An 18,556-nucleotide genomic window follows, 5' to 3' on the forward strand; every position below is an offset into this window, starting at 1 on the left:
GCTCGTGCTCATCGGCAAACGATTAAACGATCGCTATAAATTGTTGCAACTTATCGGCGGCGGTGGAATGGCGAACGTTTATTTAGCTAGAGATATCATTTTAGATCGCGACGTTGCCGTCAAAGTGTTACGCTTAGATTTTGTAAACGATGAATTATTTATTAAACGTTTTCGCCGCGAAGCACAAGCCGCAACAAGTTTAAATCATGAAAATATTGTCACGATTTACGATGTTGGGGAAGATGACGGCATTTATTATATGGTCATGGAATATGTGCGCGGCTGTACGTTAAAACAATATATTCAACAACATGCCCCGCTTCCTGTACAAGAGGCGCTACGCATGATGGATCAACTAACAGGAGCAATTGCTCACGCGCATCAAAACGGCGTTATTCATCGTGATATTAAGCCGCAAAATATTTTAGTGTCAGAAGACGGAACATTGAAAATTACAGATTTCGGTATCGCTGTCGCGTTAAGTTCAACAACGATTACACAAACGAACTCGGTGTTAGGATCGGTTCATTATTTATCACCGGAACAAGCAAAAGGCGGAATGGCAACGGAAAAGTCGGATATTTATTCGCTCGGTATCGTCATGTTTGAGCTATTAACCGGTCATTTGCCGTTTTCTGGTGAATCAGCTGTCGCAATTGTACTAAAACATTTACAAACGGAGACGCCTTCTTTGCGGCGATGGAATCCGAATATTCCACAGAGCGTAGAAAACATTGTATTAAAAGCAACAGCAAAAAATCCGTTGCATCGCTACAATAGCGCGCTGGACATGCAGCAACATATTCGTACGGCTCTTTTACCTGAGCGCATCAACGAAGCGAAGTTTACGTTGCCTATGGAAGACGATGATGAAGAAACAAAAGTAGTGCCGATTGTCAAATCACCCGCTCCTCCGTCGCCAGAAAAAAAAGAAAACGTTTCTGCTCCAAAAGAAAAGCGACAAAAAAAATGGCTCATTTTATGGACGGTGTTTCTTTTCTTATTTATTGGTGCTAGTGTGAGTGCGGTTACATGGCTTCCCGATTTATTTTTCCCGAAAGATGTTACTGTACCGGATGTGACGAGCAAACATTATGATGATGCGATCGCGGAACTGACATCATTAGGTTTAAAAATCGAAGAAACGATCGAACAAGAACATGATGACATCGCCGAAGGATTTGTTATCCGTACGAATCCACAAGCTGGAAAAGTCGTGAAAGCAGGAACGGCTGTCACCATTTATAAAAGTATCGGAAAGAAAAAAGTCGCGTTCGAAAATTATGTGGGTGAACAAATTGCTGATGTCGAACCGCAATTGCGTTCAGAAAAATATTTGCTTATCGATAAAAAAGAAGTATATAGCGATAAGCCAGCAGGGACGATTATTGAACAATTTCCGCTTCCGGGTGAAAAAGTTGTACCAGAAGAAACAGAAGTGCGCTTTACGGTCAGCCTTGGACCAGAAAAAATCATTTTAAAAGATTTAACAGGATATACGGAAAAGAGCGTACGTGACTACGCGGCAGATCAACAATTGTATGTCATCGTCAAACAACAATATTCCGATACGGTCGAAAAAGGACTCGTTATTTCTCAAACGCCACAAGCGAATGCAAAACTAGAAAAAGGAGCAACCGTTACGGTCGTCATTTCCCTCGGAAAAGAGCCGGTACAAACAAAGAAAGTAATTCAAGACATCGACATTCCGTATGAACCGCCTGTTGATGTGAACGAACCAGTCATGGCAGAATTATATATTGAAGACGAAAATCATTCGTTCGCTCAACCGTACAAACGTTATCGCTTAACTAATGACGTGAAAGAGCGTGTCGAATTCGTCATTCAACAAGGAAAACAAGGACGCTATCGCGTCGTTGTAAACGGCACGACGGTACGCGAAGGCATTGTTCCATATCCGACAACACCTTAAAGGAGGGAAGCTATGGCAGAAGGAAAAATCATTAAAGCGCTCAGCGGCTTTTATTACGTGTTAAGTGATGGCAAAGTGTATCAATGCCGCGGCCGCGGGGTGTTTCGCAAGCGGAAAGTAACGCCGCTTGTCGGCGACTACGTTTCCTTTCAGGCGGAAAATGAACGGGAAGGCTACATATTAGATGTATTTGAGCGGAAAAATGAACTCGTTCGTCCGCCGATTGCCAATATCGATCAAGCGATTTTAGTGTTTTCAGCAGTAGAGCCAGATTTCAGCCCTGGATTACTCGATCGTTTTCTCGTATTAATTGAAGCAAAAGACATTCGTCCGCTTATTGTTGTGAGTAAAATGGATTTAGTAGACGATGACACAAAGCCTCGTATTGAACAATATATTCGCGATTATCGTCAAATCGGATATGAAGTGTTCGAAGTTTCGGTCAAAACGCGCGCAGGTATTGATGCATTATTGCCTTATTTTGAAGGAAAAGTATCGGTATTTGCAGGGCAATCAGGCGTCGGGAAGTCGTCTTTATTAAATGCATTACGTCCGAACTTGCAGTTAAAAACGGGCGACATTTCCCATCACCTTGGGCGTGGAAAACATACGACAAGACATGTCGAGTTAATTGAAATCGGAGGCGGTTTTGTCGCAGATACACCAGGATTTAGCGCGCTAGAATTTGATGATATTGAACTTGAACAATTACCGCTTTGTTTTCCGGAGTTTGTCACAAAAAGCAGTGATTGTAAATTTCGCGGTTGCACGCATACGGCTGAGCCGAAATGTGCGGTCAAAGAAGCATTAGCATCAGGAGACATTCCTCCTTATCGCTATGAACATTACATGAGTTTTATAGAGGAAATCAAGGAACGAAAGCCGAGGTATTAAACATGATCAAAATTGCGCCATCCATTTTATCTGCTAATTTTGCTAAACTTGGCGAAGAAATTGTGGACGTAGAACGAGGGGGAGCTGATTACATTCATGTCGATGTGATGGACGGCCATTTCGTTCCAAACATCACAATCGGTCCGCTCATCGTGGAGGCGATTCGTCCTGTAACGAAACTGCCACTTGACGTTCATTTAATGATTGAACAGCCGGATCGCTATATTCCAACGTTTGCGAAAGCGGGAGCCGATTATTTAACGGTGCATGTTGAAGCTTGCCCGCATTTACACCGGACGATCCACCTCATTAAAGAACATGGTGTGAAAGCAGGAGTAGCGTTAAATCCGCATACACCGATTTCGATGATTGAACATTTGATTGAAGACCTCGACCTCGTTTTATTTATGACGGTCAACCCGGGTTTTGGTGGACAATCGTTTATTCCAGCAGTGCTCCCAAAAATTCATGCGTTTTCAACACTCGTTCGTGAACGAGGGCTTTCTGTTGAAATTGAAGTAGACGGTGGCATTCATGCAGAAACGGCAAAACTTTGTGTCGAAGCAGGCGCGGATGTTCTTGTTGCAGGATCAGCCATTTATAACAAAGCGGATCGTGCCCAAGCCATTCGCATGATTCGTGAGGGTGTGTCACGTTGACACATCCTTCTTTATTAGGGAGGTGAATTTGTTGATTATTCATCTTGTTGCAGGTGGTCCGACAAGTTTTTTACCTCATTTAAAAACATACGACGGAGAGGACGTATGTTGGGTAGGGGTAGATCGTGGCGTTTTAGCGCTGCTCGATGCGGGAATCATGCCAAAACGGGCGTTTGGCGATTTTGACTCCATTGCCGAATATGAGTTGCAGCAATTACAAACACAATTGCCGCATATCGACATATGGCCAGCTGAAAAAGACCAAACGGACACAGATATTGCGCTCGATTGGGCGCTTGAACAACAAGCGACAAAAATTCGCCTATTTGGAGCAACAGGCGGACGGGTCGATCATTTCTTTGGCAACGTTCAACTTTTGTTCAAAGGAAAAGACGGGCAGATTGAGTTAATCGATCGTCAAAATATCGTTACGCTTTATCGAAGTGGAAAACATGTCGTTGAAAAAAAAGACGAATACCGATACATTTCATTTATTCCTATGACTCCGATTCGCGCTTTAACGCTTCGCGGATTTAAATACCCGCTCGATGCGCACGATGTGCCGCTTGGATCAACATTATGTGTAAGCAATGAACTCATCCATAGTTTTGGTACTTTTTCATTCACTGAAGGCATATTAATGATGATAAGAAGCAAGGATGAAAAATAACGCTTCGAGGTACAATTTGTGCGGAGATGAATATATTAAATGGAAGAGTGTGCACAGTAGGGGAGGGAATGACCGTGAAGTTTTATACGATTAAGTTGCCAAAATTTTTAGGTGGAATTGTTCGGGCGATGTTAAATTCGTTTAAAAAAGGATAAAAAGCACCAATCATTTGGTGCTTTTTTCTATGAGGCGTGCGCTTTCCGCTTTTTTTATTACACACGTTCTACTTTTCCGGATTTTAATGCGCGAGCAGAAACCCAAACGCGCTTTGGTTTTCCGTCAACTAAAATGCGAACTTTTTGAAGGTTTGCTTTCCATGTGCGGCGGCTCGCATTCATTGCATGAGAACGAGCGTTTCCGAATGATTTTTTCTTACCAGTCACAAAGCATTTTGCCATTTTGTTTCCCTCCTCACTTGCCAAACTACGTGCTCAAAACACTACTATAATTTATCATACATAAAAACGGATTGCAATACTTCCGATCAACTGTTTCAAGAAAATAACCTTGACATCTGTTTTCTGTTTCGGGTAAATATACTATGGGTAGAAGCTTTTAAAAATAAGCCGAGTATAGTACAATGGCGTTAGCTACCTAATAAGAAAGGGGACTTGAGCGATGTCCATTGAATTACAAACGAAATACGGTCGTGTTGAAATTAGTAACGATGTCATTGCAGCGATTGCCGGGGGAGCGGCAGTAGATTGTTACGGTATTGTCGGTATGGCATCAAAAAATCAATTAAAAGACGGCATTGCTGAAATTTTACGCCGCGAAAACTTTGCAAAAGGCATTGTCGTTCGCCAAGAAAACGATGAAGTGCATATTGATTTATACGTCATTGTTAGCTACGGCACAAAAATTTCGGAAGTTGCGCACAACGTACAAACGAAAGTCAAGTATACGCTAGATAAAACGTTAGGTTTATCTGTTCAATCGATCAACATTTATGTTCAAGGGGTTCGCGTCACGAATCCGTAGTGAGGGGGAACTAATCTGTGGCAATGACAACATTAGATGGAAAACGCTTTGCACAAATGGTGCTGCAAGGCGCGACACATTTAGCGAACAACGCAAAAACGGTAGACGCATTAAACGTCTTTCCCGTTCCAGATGGGGATACAGGAACGAATATGAATTTGTCGATGACGTCCGGTGCGAAAGAAGTAAAAAACCACGTATCTGATCATATCGGAAAAGTGGCGGGCGCATTAGCGAAAGGATTGCTAATGGGAGCGCGCGGCAACTCGGGCGTTATTTTATCACAACTATTTCGTGGATTTGCGAAAGCGATCGAACAAAAAAGTGAAATTAACAGCAAAGAGTTTGCGGCAGCGCTTGAAGCGGGCGTGCAGACAGCGTATAAAGCGGTGATGAAGCCGGTTGAAGGCACGATTTTAACGGTTGCGAAAGATGCGGCAAAGCGCGCAGTAGCTGTGGCGAAAAAAGAAGCTGACATCGTCGTTGTAATGACGGAAGTATTAAAAGAGGCAAAAGCATCGCTGAAGCGCACCCCTGATTTACTTCCTGTATTAAAAGAAGTAGGTGTCGTCGACAGCGGCGGCCAAGGTCTCGTATTTGTGTACGAAGGATTTTTAGCGGCGTTAAAAGGTGAAACGATTGCAGAAACAGAAGCGTTGTCGATGGGACAGCTCGTTCGTACCGAACATCACCGCAACGTGCAAAGCCATCTTAGCGCAGATGATATTGAATTTGGGTATTGTACGGAATTTATGGTGAAGTTTGAACAAGATAAAGTAGCGAAACATCCATTTCGTGAAGAGACGTTCCGTCAAGATTTGAGCCGCTTCGGCGATTCGCTACTTGTCATTGCAGATGATGAAGTAGTGAAAGTGCATATTCACGCAGAACAACCGGGCGAAGTGCTCACATACGCGCAACGTTACGGAAGCTTAATTAATATTAAAATCGAAAATATGCGTGAACAGCATGCAAATATCGTCCATCAAGAGATGCAGCCGCCGAAAAAGCAAGAACGCATCCCGTACGGCATCGTTGCGGTAGCCATGGGCGATGGCATTGCTGAATTATTTAAAAGCATTGGTGCTCATGCGGTCATCGAAGGCGGACAAACGATGAATCCGAGCACAGAAGACATCGTAAAAGCAATTGAAGAAGTAAATGCCCAAACGGTATTTGTGTTGCCGAATAATAAAAACATTATTTTAGCAGCCCAACAAGCTGCGTCTGTCGCTTCATGTGATGTAGTCGTCATTCCATCAAAAACCGTTCCACAAGGAATGACAGCATTGCTTTCCTTTAATCCTTCTGCGACAAAAGAAGAAAACGAGGAAGTAATGACAGAGGCACTTGCCCGCGTAAAAACAGGACAAGTAACGTTTGCTGTACGCGATACAAACATTGACGGCGTTGAAATTGAAAAAGACGATTATATGGGAATTGCCGATGGCAAAATTGTCGTATCTCATAAAGAGCTTCATTCTGTCGTTGAGACGCTACTTACGCATATGATTGGCGAAGAAGATGAAATTGTAACAATTCTTTCTGGTGAAGATGCGACCGAAGAACAAACTGCGCACATCGTTCAATTTATTGAACAACAATTCCCGCATGTGGAAGTTGAAACACATCATGGCGGTCAGCCGTTATATCCGTTTATTTTTGCGATTGAATAAAACGCATGGTTGCTATTCACATACGATAAAAGAAGGGGAACGTTCCCCTTCTTTTTCATGAAGATAACAAAGGGGAGGAAAAAATGAAATATCGCAGTGTATTTGATATTATCGGTCCGATTATGATTGGTCCGTCGAGCTCGCACACGGCAGGAGCAGTACGCATCGGCAAAGTGGCACGCAACTTATTCGGCAGAAAACCAACGTGGGCGGATATTTTCTTTTACGGTTCATTTGCCCAAACGTATAAAGGACACGGAACAGATGTCGCCATCGTCGGCGGTTTATTAAATTTCGATACGTTTGATGAACGAATGAAAACATCGTTGCAAATCGCCAAACAAGAAGGGATTCGCATCACGTTTCATGAAGAGGAAGCCATTCCTCCTCACCCAAATACAGCAAAAATTCGCCTCGGTGATGAACAAGGTGAGCTTGAGCTTGTCGGCATTTCCATTGGCGGTGGGAAAATCGAAATTATTGAGCTAAACGGTTTCGAGCTGAAGCTTTCTGGTCATCATCCTGCCCTTTTAATTATGCATAATGACCGTTACGGTGCCATCGCAGGAGTAGCGAACGTGCTAGCGAAATATGCGATTAATATCGGCCATATGGAAGTATCGCGAAAAGAAAAAGGAAAACAGGCGTTAATGGCGATCGAAGTCGATCAAAATATTGATGATGCGATCGTTGAGCAATTAAAAGCGTTACCACATATTATTGATGTAGCAAAAATTGTTGAGTAAAGCGGTGCAAAGGGGAGACAACGATGTTTCGAAATGTAGCAGAACTCGTTGAACGAGCAGAACGAGAACAAATGAAAATTGCAGAAGTAATGATTCGTCAAGAGATGGAAGTGACAGAGCGCAGCCGAGAGGACATTATTGCGCAAATGGAGAAAAACTTACAAGTGATGGAGCAAGCCGTCATTCGCGGACTAGCGGGTGTTCGTTCGCATTCCGGATTGACAGGCGGCGATGCGACACGCTTACAGCAATATATTGCACGCGGCCAATTTTTATCGGGAGAAACGATTTTAGATGCCGTCAGTAAAGCGATGGCAACGAACGAAGTAAACGCAGCGATGGGAATGATTTGTGCAACACCAACAGCAGGATCAGCTGGTGTCGTTCCGGGCACATTATTTGCGGTGAAAGAAAAACTGCAGCCGACGCGTGAACAAATGGTTGAGTTTTTATTTACAGCTGGTGCGTTCGGATTTGTTGTCGCAAACAATGCATCCATTTCCGGTGCGGCAGGAGGATGCCAGGCGGAAGTTGGTTCAGCGGCAGGTATGGCGGCGGCAGCGCTTGTCGAGATGGCTGGCGGCACGCCAAGACAAGCGGCAGAGGCGATGGCGATCGCTTTAAAAAATATGCTTGGACTCGTTTGTGACCCCGTTGCAGGGTTAGTGGAAGTACCGTGTGTCAAGCGAAATGCAATTGGAGCAGCAAATGCAATGATTGCTGCTGACATGGCGCTTGCTGGCATACAAAGCCGCATTCCGTGCGATGAAGTCATTGAAGCGATGTTCCGCATCGGCCAGACGATGCCAGTGTCATTAAAAGAAACAGCACAAGGAGGGTTAGCGGCGACGCCGACCGCTCGCAAATTCGAAGCGGATATTTTCGGTAAGCCAAACAACGAACGTGAGTGACGTATTACATCAATCAGTCACAGCGATTAAAGGAATTGGAGAAGAAACAGCCGCCGCGCTTCATGAAATGGGGATTGATACAATTGAACAACTGTTGTATCATTTCCCTTTTCGTTACGAAGATTATCGCATATGTGCATTAGAAGAAGCAAAGCACGATGAAAAAATTACGATCATTGGCAAAGTGTATAGTGAGCCTGTGCTTACGTATTATAGCCGCAAAAAGTCGCGCTTAACGTTTCGCGTCCTTGTTGACCGATTTTTAGTGACGGCTGTTTGTTTTAACCAACCGTATTTGAAAAAAAAGCTCACCCTGCACGAAACGGTGACGATCACAGGCAAGTGGGACAAACATCGTCAAACGATCACCGTACAGCAGCTGCATATCGGCGAAATGAAGCGACAAAAAGAAATCGAACCGGTCTATTCAACGCGTGGCGACTTGACAGTAAAAGGCATGCGTCGCTTTATTGCACTCGCTTTACAACAATACGGTGATGCGATTGTCGACCCGTTGCCGAGCGAGCTATTGCAAACATATCGCCTTATATCAAAACGTGATGCGATTCGGGTGATTCATATGCCGCTTTCGCACGAGCAACTAAAGCAAGCACGACGCCGTCTCGTTTACGAAGAGTTTTTACTTTTTCAATTAAAAATGCAAGCGTTAAAAAAATATCGTCGTGAACAGTCACCAGGTATTGCGCATCGCTTTTCAGATGGGCAACTTCAATCGTTTATTCAATCGCTTCCGTTTCCGCTAACGAATGCTCAGCAACGCGTTGTACGTGAAATTGTGCAAGATTTAAAATCGCCATATCGCATGAATCGCCTACTACAAGGAGATGTCGGTTCCGGAAAAACAGTCGTTGCTGCCATTGCATTATATGCGGTGTATTTATCAGGGTATCAAGGAGCGTTAATGGTACCGACGGAAATTTTAGCCGAGCAACATGCTGAATCGCTTCGTGCGCTGCTTGAGCCGATGGGTATTCGTGTCGAACTGTTGACAAGTTCGGTAAAAGGAAAAAGGCGCAAACAGCTACTTGAACAGCTCGCTTTAGGTGACGTTCATGTTGTTGTCGGCACGCATGCCCTTATTCAAGACGACGTGAATTTTGCGAAACTTGGCGTTGTCATCACAGACGAACAACATCGCTTTGGAGTAGAGCAGCGACGCATTTTACGTGAAAAAGGACAATCGCCTGATGTGCTATTTATGACCGCCACTCCGATTCCACGCACGCTTGCCATTACGGCATTTGGAGAAATGGACGTCTCGATCATTGATGAAATGCCAAAAGGAAGGAAAAAAATTGAAACGTATTGGGTGAAACACGATATGCTTGAGCGTGTATTTCAATTTATGGCGAAACAAGTTGATGCGGGTCATCAAGCATACGTCATTTGCCCGCTCATTGAGGAATCGGAAAAACTGGATGTCCAAAACGCGATCGACGTGCATGCGATGTTGACGCACTACTATAAAGGGCGGTATCGCATCGGGCTTATGCACGGCCGTCTATCTTCAGAAGAAAAAGAAGAAGTGATGCGCGCATTTAGCGCCAATGACATTCATATTTTAGTATCAACAACGGTCGTAGAAGTCGGTGTAAACGTCCCGAACGCAACCGTGATGGTCATTTACGATGCCGACCGTTTTGGTCTTTCGCAACTTCATCAGCTACGCGGACGAGTTGGGCGCGGACAAGCCCAATCGTACTGTATTTTAGTCGCTGATCCAAAATCAGAAGCAGGAAAAGAGCGAATGCGCATTATGACGGAAACGAACGACGGTTTTGTGCTGTCGGAAAAAGATTTAGAGCTGCGCGGACCGGGCGATTTTTTTGGGACGAAACAAAGCGGCATGCCTGAATTTCGTCTCGGCGACATCGTTCACGACTATCGCATTTTAGAAGTTGCCCGTCAAGACGCTGCTCGCCTCGTTGATTCGCAAGCTTTTTGGCATGACGATAAATACGCTTTTCTTCGCGACTATTTACAACAATCAGGCATTTTAAACGGCGAAAAATTAGATTAAAAGTTGTTGAAATGGAAGCACGGGTGTTATATACTACTATTAGTACCTAGTAATAATTCGGATGGTGGATCGAAAATGAGAAGAAATAAACGCGAACGGCAACGACTACTGCAAGCAACGATTGAAGAAAATCCATTTATTACGGACGAACAACTTGCCGAAAAATTTTCAGTCAGCATTCAAACGATCCGCCTCGATCGCTTAGAACTATCGATTCCGGAGTTGCGTGAGCGCATTAAACATGTCGCTGAGCGCACATTTGCTGACGAAGTGAAGTCGTTGCCCATTGAAGAAGTGATCGGAGAAATTATCGATATGCAATTGGACGAAAGTGCAATTTCCATTTTCGATGTAAAAAAAGAACATGTATTTAAACGAAATCAAATTGCACGAGGACATCATTTGTTTGCGCAAGCGAACTCGCTCGCAGTCGCGGTCATTAACGATGAATTAGCATTGACCACCAAAGCAAACATTCGCTTTATGCGCCCGGTGAAAGAAGGGGAGCGAGTCGTTGCCAAAGCAAAAGTAAAAAATTTAAACGAAAACGGTCGCACGATCGTCGAAGTGAATAGTTACGTAGGTCAAGAGCTTGTTTTTCAAGGAGAATTTCATATGTACCGCTCAAACGTTGTTAAAAAGGATGGAGAAAATGATGAAAATCGCAATTGATGCCATGGGAGGAGATCACGCACCAAAAGAAGTCGTGATCGGTGCACAAAAGGCGATTGAGCATTTCAACGATATCGAAATTACGCTTATTGGGAACGAATCGCTCATTCGCCCGTACATAACAAACAATGAACGACTATCGATCATTCATACGGAACAAGTCATTGAAGCAACAGATGAGCCCGTTCGTGCCGTTCGCCGCAAAAAAGAGGCGTCCATGGTGCTAATGGCAAATGAAGTAAGCGAAGGACGTGCCGATGCGTGCATTTCAGCTGGGAATACAGGCGCTTTAATGGCGGCGGGGCTGTTTATCGTCGGTCGCATCGAAGGCATTGACCGTCCAGCGCTTGCGCCGACGCTCCCAACGATTGATGGAAAAGGGTTTGTACTGTTAGATGTTGGTGCTAACGTAGACGCCCGTCCAGAACATATATTGCAATATGCGTTTATGGGTGCAGCATACGCCGAAAAAGTACGCGGGGTTGAACGACCGCGCGTCGGGCTGCTAAACGTAGGGACAGAAGACCAAAAAGGCAATGAGCTAGCTAAAAAAGCGTTTCAGCTTATCCAACATACATCGTTAAATTTTGTCGGCAACGTAGAGGCGCGCGATTTATTAGAAGGCGTAGCTGATGTTGTTGTTACTGACGGATTCACCGGCAACGTCGCACTAAAAACGATCGAAGGCACGGCAATCGCTATTTTCTCGATGTTAAAATCGGCATTGACAAGCAATGTTGTAAGCAAAATGGCGGCGCTTGCGTTAAAGCCACAACTTATGCAGTTGAAGAAAAAAATGGATTATGCAGAATATGGCGGTGCAGCACTGTTCGGTTTACGAGCACCTGTCATTAAAGCGCACGGTTCATCTGATGCTCACGCGATGTTTCACGCTGTGCGTCAGGCGCGAGAAATGGTTGCAAACGAAGTAGTACAAACGGTAAAGCAATCGATAGCGGAAATAAAATAATAAGAGGTGACATGATGGGGAAAATTGCATTTATTTTTCCAGGACAAGGTTCACAAACGGTCGACATGGGGAAAGAATGGGCAGAAAAAGACGAGGCGGTAGCTGCGATCTTTCGCCTAGCAGATGAACGGTTGCAAATGTCTTTGTCACAACTTATTTTTGAAGGACCACAAGACGTATTAACAAAAACAGAAAATGCCCAACCGGCATTACTCACGACAAGCATCGCGTTTTTGCAAAAAGTAAAAGAAGCAGGTATTGCCCCTCATTATGTGGCAGGACATAGCCTCGGGGAATATAGTGCACTTGTTGCAGCATCGGTGCTGTCGTTTTCTGACGCTGTATATGCGGTGCGTAAGCGCGGAGAATTTATGGAAAAAGCAGTGCCGTCAGGACAAGGAACGATGGCTGCGGTGCTTGGGATGGATGAAGCTTTATTGCAACAAGTAGTCGATGAAGCTTCAACGGAATCATCTCCGGTTCAATTAGCGAACTTAAACTGCCCGGGACAAATTGTCATTTCAGGAGCGAAAGAAGCGGTTGAGCGAGCGTCACAACTAGCAAAAGAAAAAGGAGCGAAGCGAGTCATTCCGCTCGAAGTAAGCGGGCCGTTCCACTCCATTTTAATGAAACCGGCGGCAGAACAGTTTTTATCGGTACTTGATACGTTGGCGTTTCAAGAAAGCGCTGTGCCAGTCATTTCAAATGTGACAGCTGAGCCGATGACAGATCCAACAGAAATCAAACAACGTCTCGTTGAACAGTTATACTCTCCGGTTCGTTGGGAGCAATCTGTTCAAACGATGATTGACTTGGGTGTAGATACGTTTATCGAAATCGGTCCTGGAAAAGTATTAAGCGGTCTAGTGAAAAAAATAAACCGTCATGTCAACGTCCATTCGATTTTTGATGAAGCTTCGTTTATAGCGACAGTGACGGCGTTGAAAGGGGAATGAAGCATGGAAGGGAAAGTAGCGATTGTGACCGGGGCGTCACGTGGGATTGGGCGTGAAATTGCTTTACATTTAGCTCGTCTTGGTGCAAAAGTAGCAGTCAATTATGCAGGAAGTGAAGCGAAAGCAAATGAAGTTGTTGCTCAAATTGTTGAACATGGTGGCGAAGCGTTCGCTGTGCAAGCGGATGTCGCAAATAGTGAAGCCGTCGATCGCATGGTGAAAGAGGTGCTTGAGCGTTGGGGCCGCGTCGATATTTTAGTTAACAATGCAGGCATTACGCGTGACAACTTGCTTATGCGCATGAAAGAAGAAGAATGGGATGCGGTCATCAATACGAACTTAAAAGGCGTCTTTTTATGCACGAAAGCTGTGACGCGTCCGATGATGAAACAACGATACGGTCGAATTGTGAACGTGGCGTCCATCGTCGGTGTAAGCGGCAATCCAGGGCAAGCAAACTACGTTGCAGCCAAAGCAGGTGTAATCGGATTAACAAAAACAGCTGCCAAAGAACTCGCAAGCCGAAATATTACAGTCAATGCGGTTGCCCCTGGGTTTATTACGACAGATATGACCGATCAATTAAGCGAAGATGTGCGTCAAACGATGTTGCAACAAATTCCGCTTGCACGTTTCGGAAACCCTGAAGATATTGCGCACGTTGTCGCATTTCTCGTCTCAGACGGGGCAAGCTATATGACAGGGCAAACGATTCATGTAGATGGCGGCATGGTTATGTAAAAATTCGTTTTATTTTCTTGTATAATTCAGTATAATGACTTGAGGGGAGGTGAATAAAAATGGCGGGCGTATTAGAGCGTGTAACGAAAATTATCGTTGATCGCCTTGGTGTAGAGGAGTCACAAGTGACGCTTGAATCTTCATTTAAAGAAGATTTAGGAGCAGATTCGCTTGATGTCGTTGAGCTTGTCATGGAATTAGAAGATGAATTCGATATGGAAATTTCAGATGAAGAGGCGGAGAAAATCGTTACTGTCGGAGACGCAGTAAACTACATAAAAAGCCGTCTATCATAATAAGTAAAGTCCCGTTTTGTAAGCGGGGCTTTCTATGCTTTTTACGTTTATTAGTTGGAGGTTCATATGCATGTCTAAGCAACGGCCATACATGAAATTTAAACAGTTCCAAGAGCAGATTGGCATTTTTTTTCGCAATGAAAAATTGTTAATGCAAGCATTTACCCATTCATCATATGTGAATGAGCATCGAAAGCGGCTACATGAAGATAATGAACGTCTGGAGTTTTTAGGAGATGCCGTTCTTGAACTGACCGTCTCTCAATATTTATTTGAACAGTTTCCGCAAATGAGCGAAGGAGAACTAACGAAATTGCGGGCAGCGATCGTCTGTGAACCGTCGCTTGTTACGTTCGCTCATGCGCTATCGTTTGGCGATCTCGTCTTGCTTGGCAAAGGCGAAGAGTTAACGGGGGGGCGCATGCGTCCGTCGCTGTTAGCTGACGTATTTGAAGCGTTTATCGGGGCGCTTTATTTGGATCAAGGCATGGAGGCGGTCGTACAATTTTTAGAAAAAACGATTTTTCCTAAAATTCGCGAAGGTGCTTTTTCTCATGTGATGGATTACAAAAGTCAACTACAAGAATTTGTACAACGTGATGGAAGTGGAGTATTAGAATATAAAATTTTACAAGAACGAGGTCCTGCTCATAATAAAGAGTTCGTATCGCGCGTATCGTTAAATGGCGAGGAGCTCGGTGTTGGAGTTGGGCGCTCGAAAAAAGAGGCAGAGCAGCGCGCCGCGCAAATGGCATTAGCTAAGCTAAAACAATTACAACAAGGCTGATCCGGTGCGAAAGGACAGCCTTGCTTGTTGTGACATCTTTTAGATAAAGGGGGATATATGTGTTCCTCAAACGGTTAGAAGCTATCGGATTTAAATCTTTTGCGGATCGTATTTCCATCGATTTTGTTTCGGGGATGACGGCAATCGTCGGTCCGAACGGAAGTGGAAAAAGCAACATTACGGACGCGATTCGTTGGGTGCTTGGTGAACAGTCCGCCAAGTCGCTTCGCGGCGCAAAAATGGAAGACGTCATTTTTTCGGGAAGTGAATCACGCAAGCCGTTAAACATGGCGGAAGTGACATTAACGCTCGATAATAGCGATCAATTTTTGCCGCTCGAATACGAAGAAGTAAGTATAACAAGACGTGTCTATCGTTCCGGCGATAGCGAATTTTTTATTAATAACCAGCCTTGCCGTTTAAAAGATATTGTCGATTTATTTATGGATTCTGGCGTTGGTCGTGAAGCTTTCTCCATCATTAGTCAAGGAAAAGTAGAAGAAATTTTAAGCAGTAAAGCAGAAGATCGCCGCATGATTTTTGAAGATGCAGCTGGCGTCTTAAAATATAAAACAAGGAAAAAAAAGGCAGAGCAAAAACTAAACGAAACAGAAGATCATTTGCAGCGTGTGCAAGATATTTTACACGAACTAAACCAGCAGCTCGAGCCGTTGAAACAACAAGCGTCAATCGCCAACGAATATCTTGAGAAAAAAGAGCAGCTACAAACATATGAAGTCGGCTTAATTGTTTATGAAATCGAGCAGCTACATGAAAAATGGGAAGCGTTGAAAAAACAACTCGCTTTACATCAACAAAACGAAATGGAATTAGCGACGACGTTACAAAAAGAAGAAGCGCACATCGCTCAGTTGCGTCATGAACTGACAGCGCTTGATGAGTCGATAGATGGCTTACAGCAAGTATTGTTGCTTGTTAGCGAAGAGCTTGAGAAAATGGAAGGGAAAAAACAGTTATTAAAAGAGCGAAAAAGCAACGCCTATAAGCAACAACAGCAAATGGAGCAAACGATGGGGCAACTTGCTGAGCGAAAACGTGCACTTGAAGCGACAATTGCTGAAAAAAAGAAAGTGCTGCAACAGCTTCAAACAGATGTGCAAGCGCTTCAAGCGCAATTAAAAGAACAAAACAACATCCTTTCTGCTTACGGTCCAAAAGCGGAGGAAGAAATTGAACGGCTAAAAAGCGAATACATTGACCTCGTTCACGAACAAGCGACGTTAAAAAATGAGCGCATGCACATTGAGTCCCAGTTGCAAAAAAATGAAGAAAAACAACAGCAGCTCATCACTACAAACAACGAACATATTCAAGCATACGAACAGATCGTTGAACAATGGGAACAAAAACAAAAACTCATCCATGAGTTGCAAGAACGCATCGCTAAACAAGAGCAAACGCTTCAAACAAAAGAAGAACAATTGACCGCACGAAAAGAACAATATCGAAAAAAAGAAACGACGTTATATGAAGCGTATCAATATGTACAAAAAGTAAAATCAAAAAAAGAAATGTTAGAGGCGATGCAACAAGAGTATGCTGGATTTTTCCAAGGGGTAAAAGAAGTATTAAAAGCAAAAGATCGGTTAAACGGCATTCATGGAGCGGTTGTTGAGTTGATGACGGTGCCATCTGAGCTTGAAACAGCGATCGAAGTGGCGCTCGGGGGAGCGGCGCAACATATCGTCGTAAAAAACGAACAAAGCGCACGTGAAGCCATTCAATTTTTAAAACAAAATAAGTATGGACGAGCGACGTTTTTGCCGCTCGACGTTATTCAGCGAAAACTATTTCCTCCATCCGTTCGGGAAAACATTGCCAAACACCCCGCTTACGTTGGCATTGCTTCCGAATTAATTTCGTATGAAGCAACGTACGAAAACATTATGACAAACATTCTTGGAACAGTCATTGTTACACGTGATTTAAAAGGGGCAAATGAGCTTGCTCGCCAATTGCAATACCGCTATCGTCTCGTCACGCTAGAAGGGGATGTTGTGAATCTAGGCGGGGCGATGACGGGAGGAACGGTAAATAAACAGACAAACTCATTATTTAGTCGTGCGCGTGAGCTTGAAGAAGTGACAGCACACTGGCGCGATGCTGAGCGAAAAACGCTGGAGCTTGAACAGCTTGTGCAACGAGAAAAAGAAGCCATTGCACAAGCTGAGCAAGAGCGAACAGCGCTTTATACTGAGCTAGAAGCAAGCCGTATGGAGCTACAAGAAGAAAAAAGCGCATGGATGGAACTCGATCTTCGTAAAAAACATATGGACGAACGACTAGCTGTGTATCGCTATGAAAGACAGACACTCGAAGAAGAAAAGAAACAATTGACTGCTCGACTTCACGATATTATGCATTCGCTCCATGCACTTGAGAAACATATTGCTTCTATCGATGAACAAGTGAAACAATGGACAGAAAAAAAACAGTTAGAGCAGCAATCGAAGGAGCAAATACAAGAAAAGTTGACCGCATTGAAAGTCGCGCTCGCTGAAAAGCAAGAACATGTCAGAAATGAAGAGCAACATGTGCATCGACTAACGGAAGAATGGGAGGAAGTGAAGCGAACACTTACGCACATCGAAAAAGAACGCGATGAACTTGTACGCCATACGAACGAACAAACGGAAGATGAACAGCAGCTCGAGCGAATATGCGAAGAAAAAACGAAGCAAAAAGAAGAAACGATTCAGCTCATCGCAAGCCGACGCGAACAGCGGTTACACTATCAAACAAAGCTTGAGCAACTCGAAAAAGAAATAAAAGAATTGAAACGACAACATAAACAACTCACAGATACGCTAAAAGACGAGGAAGTGAAGCTTGCTCGCTTCGATATGGAGCTTGACCACTTACTAAACCGCCTTCGTGAAGAATACAAACTGTCATTCGAAGCAGCGAAAGAAGCGTTCCCGCTCCATATCCCTGCTCAAGAGGCGCGGAAAAAAGTGAAGCTCATCCAGCTCGCTATTGATGAACTTGGGACGGTCAATCTCGGTGCGATTGAAGAGTATGAACGTGTCTCTGAACGCCACCGTTTTTTAACTGAACAAAAAGAAGACTTACAACAGGCAAAAGATACGTTATACCAAGTGATTGATGAAATGGACGATGAAATGAAACGAAGATTTGCGACAACGTTTGAGCAAATTCGGACGCAATTTGCACGCGTGTTCGTTGAATTGTTTGGAGGAGGAAAGGCCGATTTACAGTTGACTGATCCGAACGATTTACTCCATACGGGTGTCGACATTGTCGCACAGCCACCGGGAAAAAAACTGCAACATTTAAGTTTATTATCAGGCGGGGAGCGAGCATTGACGGCGATTGCGCTTTTATTCGCCATTTTAAATGTTCGACCTGTTCCGTTTTGCGTGCTTGATGAAGTAGAAGCAGCACTTGATGAGGCGAACGTACAACGATATGCGAAATATTTAAAGAAGTTTAGCGACGATACACAATTTATCGTCATTACCCATCGAAAAGGAACGATGGAAGAAGCAGATGTACTATATGGAGTAACGATGCAACAATCAGGTGTATCGAAGCTCGTTTCTGTTCGACTAGAAGAAGCAGATGAAAAGAAAGGATGAGAA

The 18,556-nt window shown here is 44.0% G+C and carries 18 protein-coding genes; 17 read left to right on the forward strand and 1 reads right to left on the reverse strand.

The features are described from left to right. Positions 1 to 4 precede the first annotated feature (4 nt). The 5 genes from pknB to spoVM all read left to right on the forward strand — a co-directional run bounded on the left by pknB (position 5) and on the right by spoVM (position 4,311). Positions 5 to 1,933, forward strand: coding sequence for a Stk1 family PASTA domain-containing Ser/Thr kinase (gene pknB / locus NST18_RS05110; protein ID WP_340721270.1), 1,929 nt, complete (start codon positions 5 to 7; stop codon positions 1,931 to 1,933). A 12-nt stretch (positions 1,934 to 1,945) separates the two neighbouring features. After that, positions 1,946 to 2,827 carry a ribosome small subunit-dependent GTPase A gene (rsgA, locus tag NST18_RS05115; protein WP_004891130.1) on the forward strand — a complete coding sequence of 294 codons (882 nt, stop codon included), beginning with the start codon at positions 1,946 to 1,948 and terminating at the stop codon, positions 2,825 to 2,827. Positions 2,828 to 2,829: 2 nt separating this feature from the next. Next, positions 2,830 to 3,486: a ribulose-phosphate 3-epimerase gene (rpe, locus tag NST18_RS05120; protein WP_088223361.1), complete on the forward strand. Its 657-nt coding sequence runs from the start codon at positions 2,830 to 2,832 to the stop codon at positions 3,484 to 3,486. Positions 3,487 to 3,517: 31 nt separating this feature from the next. Next, the gene (locus tag NST18_RS05125; RefSeq protein ID WP_004891126.1) at positions 3,518 to 4,156 is read left to right on the forward strand and encodes a thiamine diphosphokinase; all 639 of its coding nucleotides are present in this window, start codon (positions 3,518 to 3,520) and stop codon (positions 4,154 to 4,156) included. 74 nt (positions 4,157 to 4,230) lie between these two features. Continuing rightward, positions 4,231 to 4,311, forward strand: a complete 81-nt coding sequence (spoVM, locus tag NST18_RS05130; protein WP_003394991.1) for a stage V sporulation protein SpoVM — start codon at positions 4,231 to 4,233, stop codon at positions 4,309 to 4,311. A gap of 57 nt (positions 4,312 to 4,368) precedes the next feature. Here the strand turns inward: spoVM and rpmB are convergent, their stop codons facing one another. Next, positions 4,369 to 4,554 carry a 50S ribosomal protein L28 gene (gene rpmB / locus NST18_RS05135; protein ID WP_003394988.1) on the reverse strand — a complete coding sequence of 62 codons (186 nt, stop codon included), beginning with the start codon at positions 4,552 to 4,554 and terminating at the stop codon, positions 4,369 to 4,371. Between the two features lie 220 nt (positions 4,555 to 4,774). Between rpmB and NST18_RS05140 the strand changes: the two genes are divergently transcribed. The 12 genes from NST18_RS05140 (at position 4,775) to smc (ending at position 18,553) form a co-directional block, all read left to right on the forward strand. Further along, positions 4,775 to 5,137, forward strand: a complete 363-nt coding sequence (locus tag NST18_RS05140; protein ID WP_004891123.1) for an Asp23/Gls24 family envelope stress response protein — start codon at positions 4,775 to 4,777, stop codon at positions 5,135 to 5,137. Positions 5,138 to 5,154: 17 nt separating this feature from the next. Continuing rightward, positions 5,155 to 6,813, forward strand: a complete 1,659-nt coding sequence (locus tag NST18_RS05145; protein WP_004891121.1) for a DAK2 domain-containing protein — start codon at positions 5,155 to 5,157, stop codon at positions 6,811 to 6,813. 83 nt (positions 6,814 to 6,896) lie between these two features. Beyond that, positions 6,897 to 7,559 carry an L-serine ammonia-lyase, iron-sulfur-dependent subunit beta gene (sdaAB, locus tag NST18_RS05150; RefSeq protein WP_004891119.1) on the forward strand — a complete coding sequence of 221 codons (663 nt, stop codon included), beginning with the start codon at positions 6,897 to 6,899 and terminating at the stop codon, positions 7,557 to 7,559. A 23-nt stretch (positions 7,560 to 7,582) separates the two neighbouring features. Further along, on the forward strand, positions 7,583 to 8,470 hold the full coding sequence (sdaAA, locus tag NST18_RS05155) for an L-serine ammonia-lyase, iron-sulfur-dependent, subunit alpha (protein ID WP_004891117.1): 888 nt from the start codon (positions 7,583 to 7,585) through the stop codon (positions 8,468 to 8,470). Further along, positions 8,463 to 10,511, forward strand: coding sequence for an ATP-dependent DNA helicase RecG (recG, locus tag NST18_RS05160; RefSeq protein WP_004891115.1), 2,049 nt, complete (start codon positions 8,463 to 8,465; stop codon positions 10,509 to 10,511). Before sdaAA ends, recG begins: the two co-directional genes overlap by 8 nt. Positions 10,512 to 10,586: 75 nt before the next feature. Then, positions 10,587 to 11,183 carry a transcription factor FapR gene (fapR, locus tag NST18_RS05165; RefSeq protein ID WP_035018741.1) on the forward strand — a complete coding sequence of 199 codons (597 nt, stop codon included), beginning with the start codon at positions 10,587 to 10,589 and terminating at the stop codon, positions 11,181 to 11,183. Then, a complete protein-coding gene (gene plsX, locus NST18_RS05170; protein WP_004891110.1) occupies positions 11,167 to 12,153 on the forward strand; it encodes a phosphate acyltransferase PlsX in 987 nt (328 codons plus the stop codon). The genes fapR and plsX overlap by 17 nt, the downstream gene beginning before the upstream one ends. 14 nt (positions 12,154 to 12,167) lie before the next feature. Continuing rightward, a complete protein-coding gene (fabD, locus tag NST18_RS05175) occupies positions 12,168 to 13,109 on the forward strand; it encodes an ACP S-malonyltransferase (protein WP_004891108.1) in 942 nt (313 codons plus the stop codon). A gap of 3 nt (positions 13,110 to 13,112) precedes the next feature. Further along, the gene (gene fabG, locus NST18_RS05180; protein ID WP_004891107.1) at positions 13,113 to 13,850 is read left to right on the forward strand and encodes a 3-oxoacyl-[acyl-carrier-protein] reductase; all 738 of its coding nucleotides are present in this window, start codon (positions 13,113 to 13,115) and stop codon (positions 13,848 to 13,850) included. A gap of 59 nt (positions 13,851 to 13,909) precedes the next feature. Next, positions 13,910 to 14,146, forward strand: a complete 237-nt coding sequence (gene acpP / locus NST18_RS05185; RefSeq protein ID WP_004891105.1) for an acyl carrier protein — start codon at positions 13,910 to 13,912, stop codon at positions 14,144 to 14,146. Between the two features lie 70 nt (positions 14,147 to 14,216). Further along, positions 14,217 to 14,933 carry a ribonuclease III gene (rnc, locus tag NST18_RS05190; protein ID WP_035018739.1) on the forward strand — a complete coding sequence of 239 codons (717 nt, stop codon included), beginning with the start codon at positions 14,217 to 14,219 and terminating at the stop codon, positions 14,931 to 14,933. Positions 14,934 to 14,992: 59 nt separating this feature from the next. Further along, the gene (gene smc, locus NST18_RS05195) at positions 14,993 to 18,553 is read left to right on the forward strand and encodes a chromosome segregation protein SMC (RefSeq protein WP_340721271.1); all 3,561 of its coding nucleotides are present in this window, start codon (positions 14,993 to 14,995) and stop codon (positions 18,551 to 18,553) included. Positions 18,554 to 18,556 lie beyond the last annotated feature (3 nt).

Source organism: Anoxybacillus sp. FSL W8-0104 (assembly GCF_038004465.1).
GTDB classification, from domain to species: domain Bacteria; phylum Bacillota; class Bacilli; order Bacillales; family Anoxybacillaceae; genus Anoxybacillus; species Anoxybacillus flavithermus_G.

What these genes read in the sequence shown, in the direction of transcription:
- rsgA (WP_004891130.1), top strand. Translation starts at nt 1,946, where the DNA reads ATGGCAGAAGGAAAAATCATTAAAGCGCTCAGCGGCTTTTATTACGTG.
- rpe (WP_088223361.1), top strand. Translation starts at nt 2,830, where the DNA reads ATGATCAAAATTGCGCCATCCATTTTATCTGCTAATTTTGCTAAACTT.
- rpmB (WP_003394988.1), bottom strand. Translation starts at nt 4,554, where the DNA reads ATGGCAAAATGCTTTGTGACTGGTAAGAAAAAATCATTCGGAAACGCT.
- NST18_RS05140 (WP_004891123.1), top strand. Translation starts at nt 4,775, where the DNA reads ATGTCCATTGAATTACAAACGAAATACGGTCGTGTTGAAATTAGTAAC.
- sdaAB (WP_004891119.1), top strand. Translation starts at nt 6,897, where the DNA reads ATGAAATATCGCAGTGTATTTGATATTATCGGTCCGATTATGATTGGT.
- sdaAA (WP_004891117.1), top strand. Translation starts at nt 7,583, where the DNA reads ATGTTTCGAAATGTAGCAGAACTCGTTGAACGAGCAGAACGAGAACAA.
- fapR (WP_035018741.1), top strand. Translation starts at nt 10,587, where the DNA reads ATGAGAAGAAATAAACGCGAACGGCAACGACTACTGCAAGCAACGATT.
- plsX (WP_004891110.1), top strand. Translation starts at nt 11,167, where the DNA reads ATGAAAATCGCAATTGATGCCATGGGAGGAGATCACGCACCAAAAGAA.
- fabD (WP_004891108.1), top strand. Translation starts at nt 12,168, where the DNA reads ATGGGGAAAATTGCATTTATTTTTCCAGGACAAGGTTCACAAACGGTC.
- fabG (WP_004891107.1), top strand. Translation starts at nt 13,113, where the DNA reads ATGGAAGGGAAAGTAGCGATTGTGACCGGGGCGTCACGTGGGATTGGG.
- acpP (WP_004891105.1), top strand. Translation starts at nt 13,910, where the DNA reads ATGGCGGGCGTATTAGAGCGTGTAACGAAAATTATCGTTGATCGCCTT.
- rnc (WP_035018739.1), top strand. Translation starts at nt 14,217, where the DNA reads ATGTCTAAGCAACGGCCATACATGAAATTTAAACAGTTCCAAGAGCAG.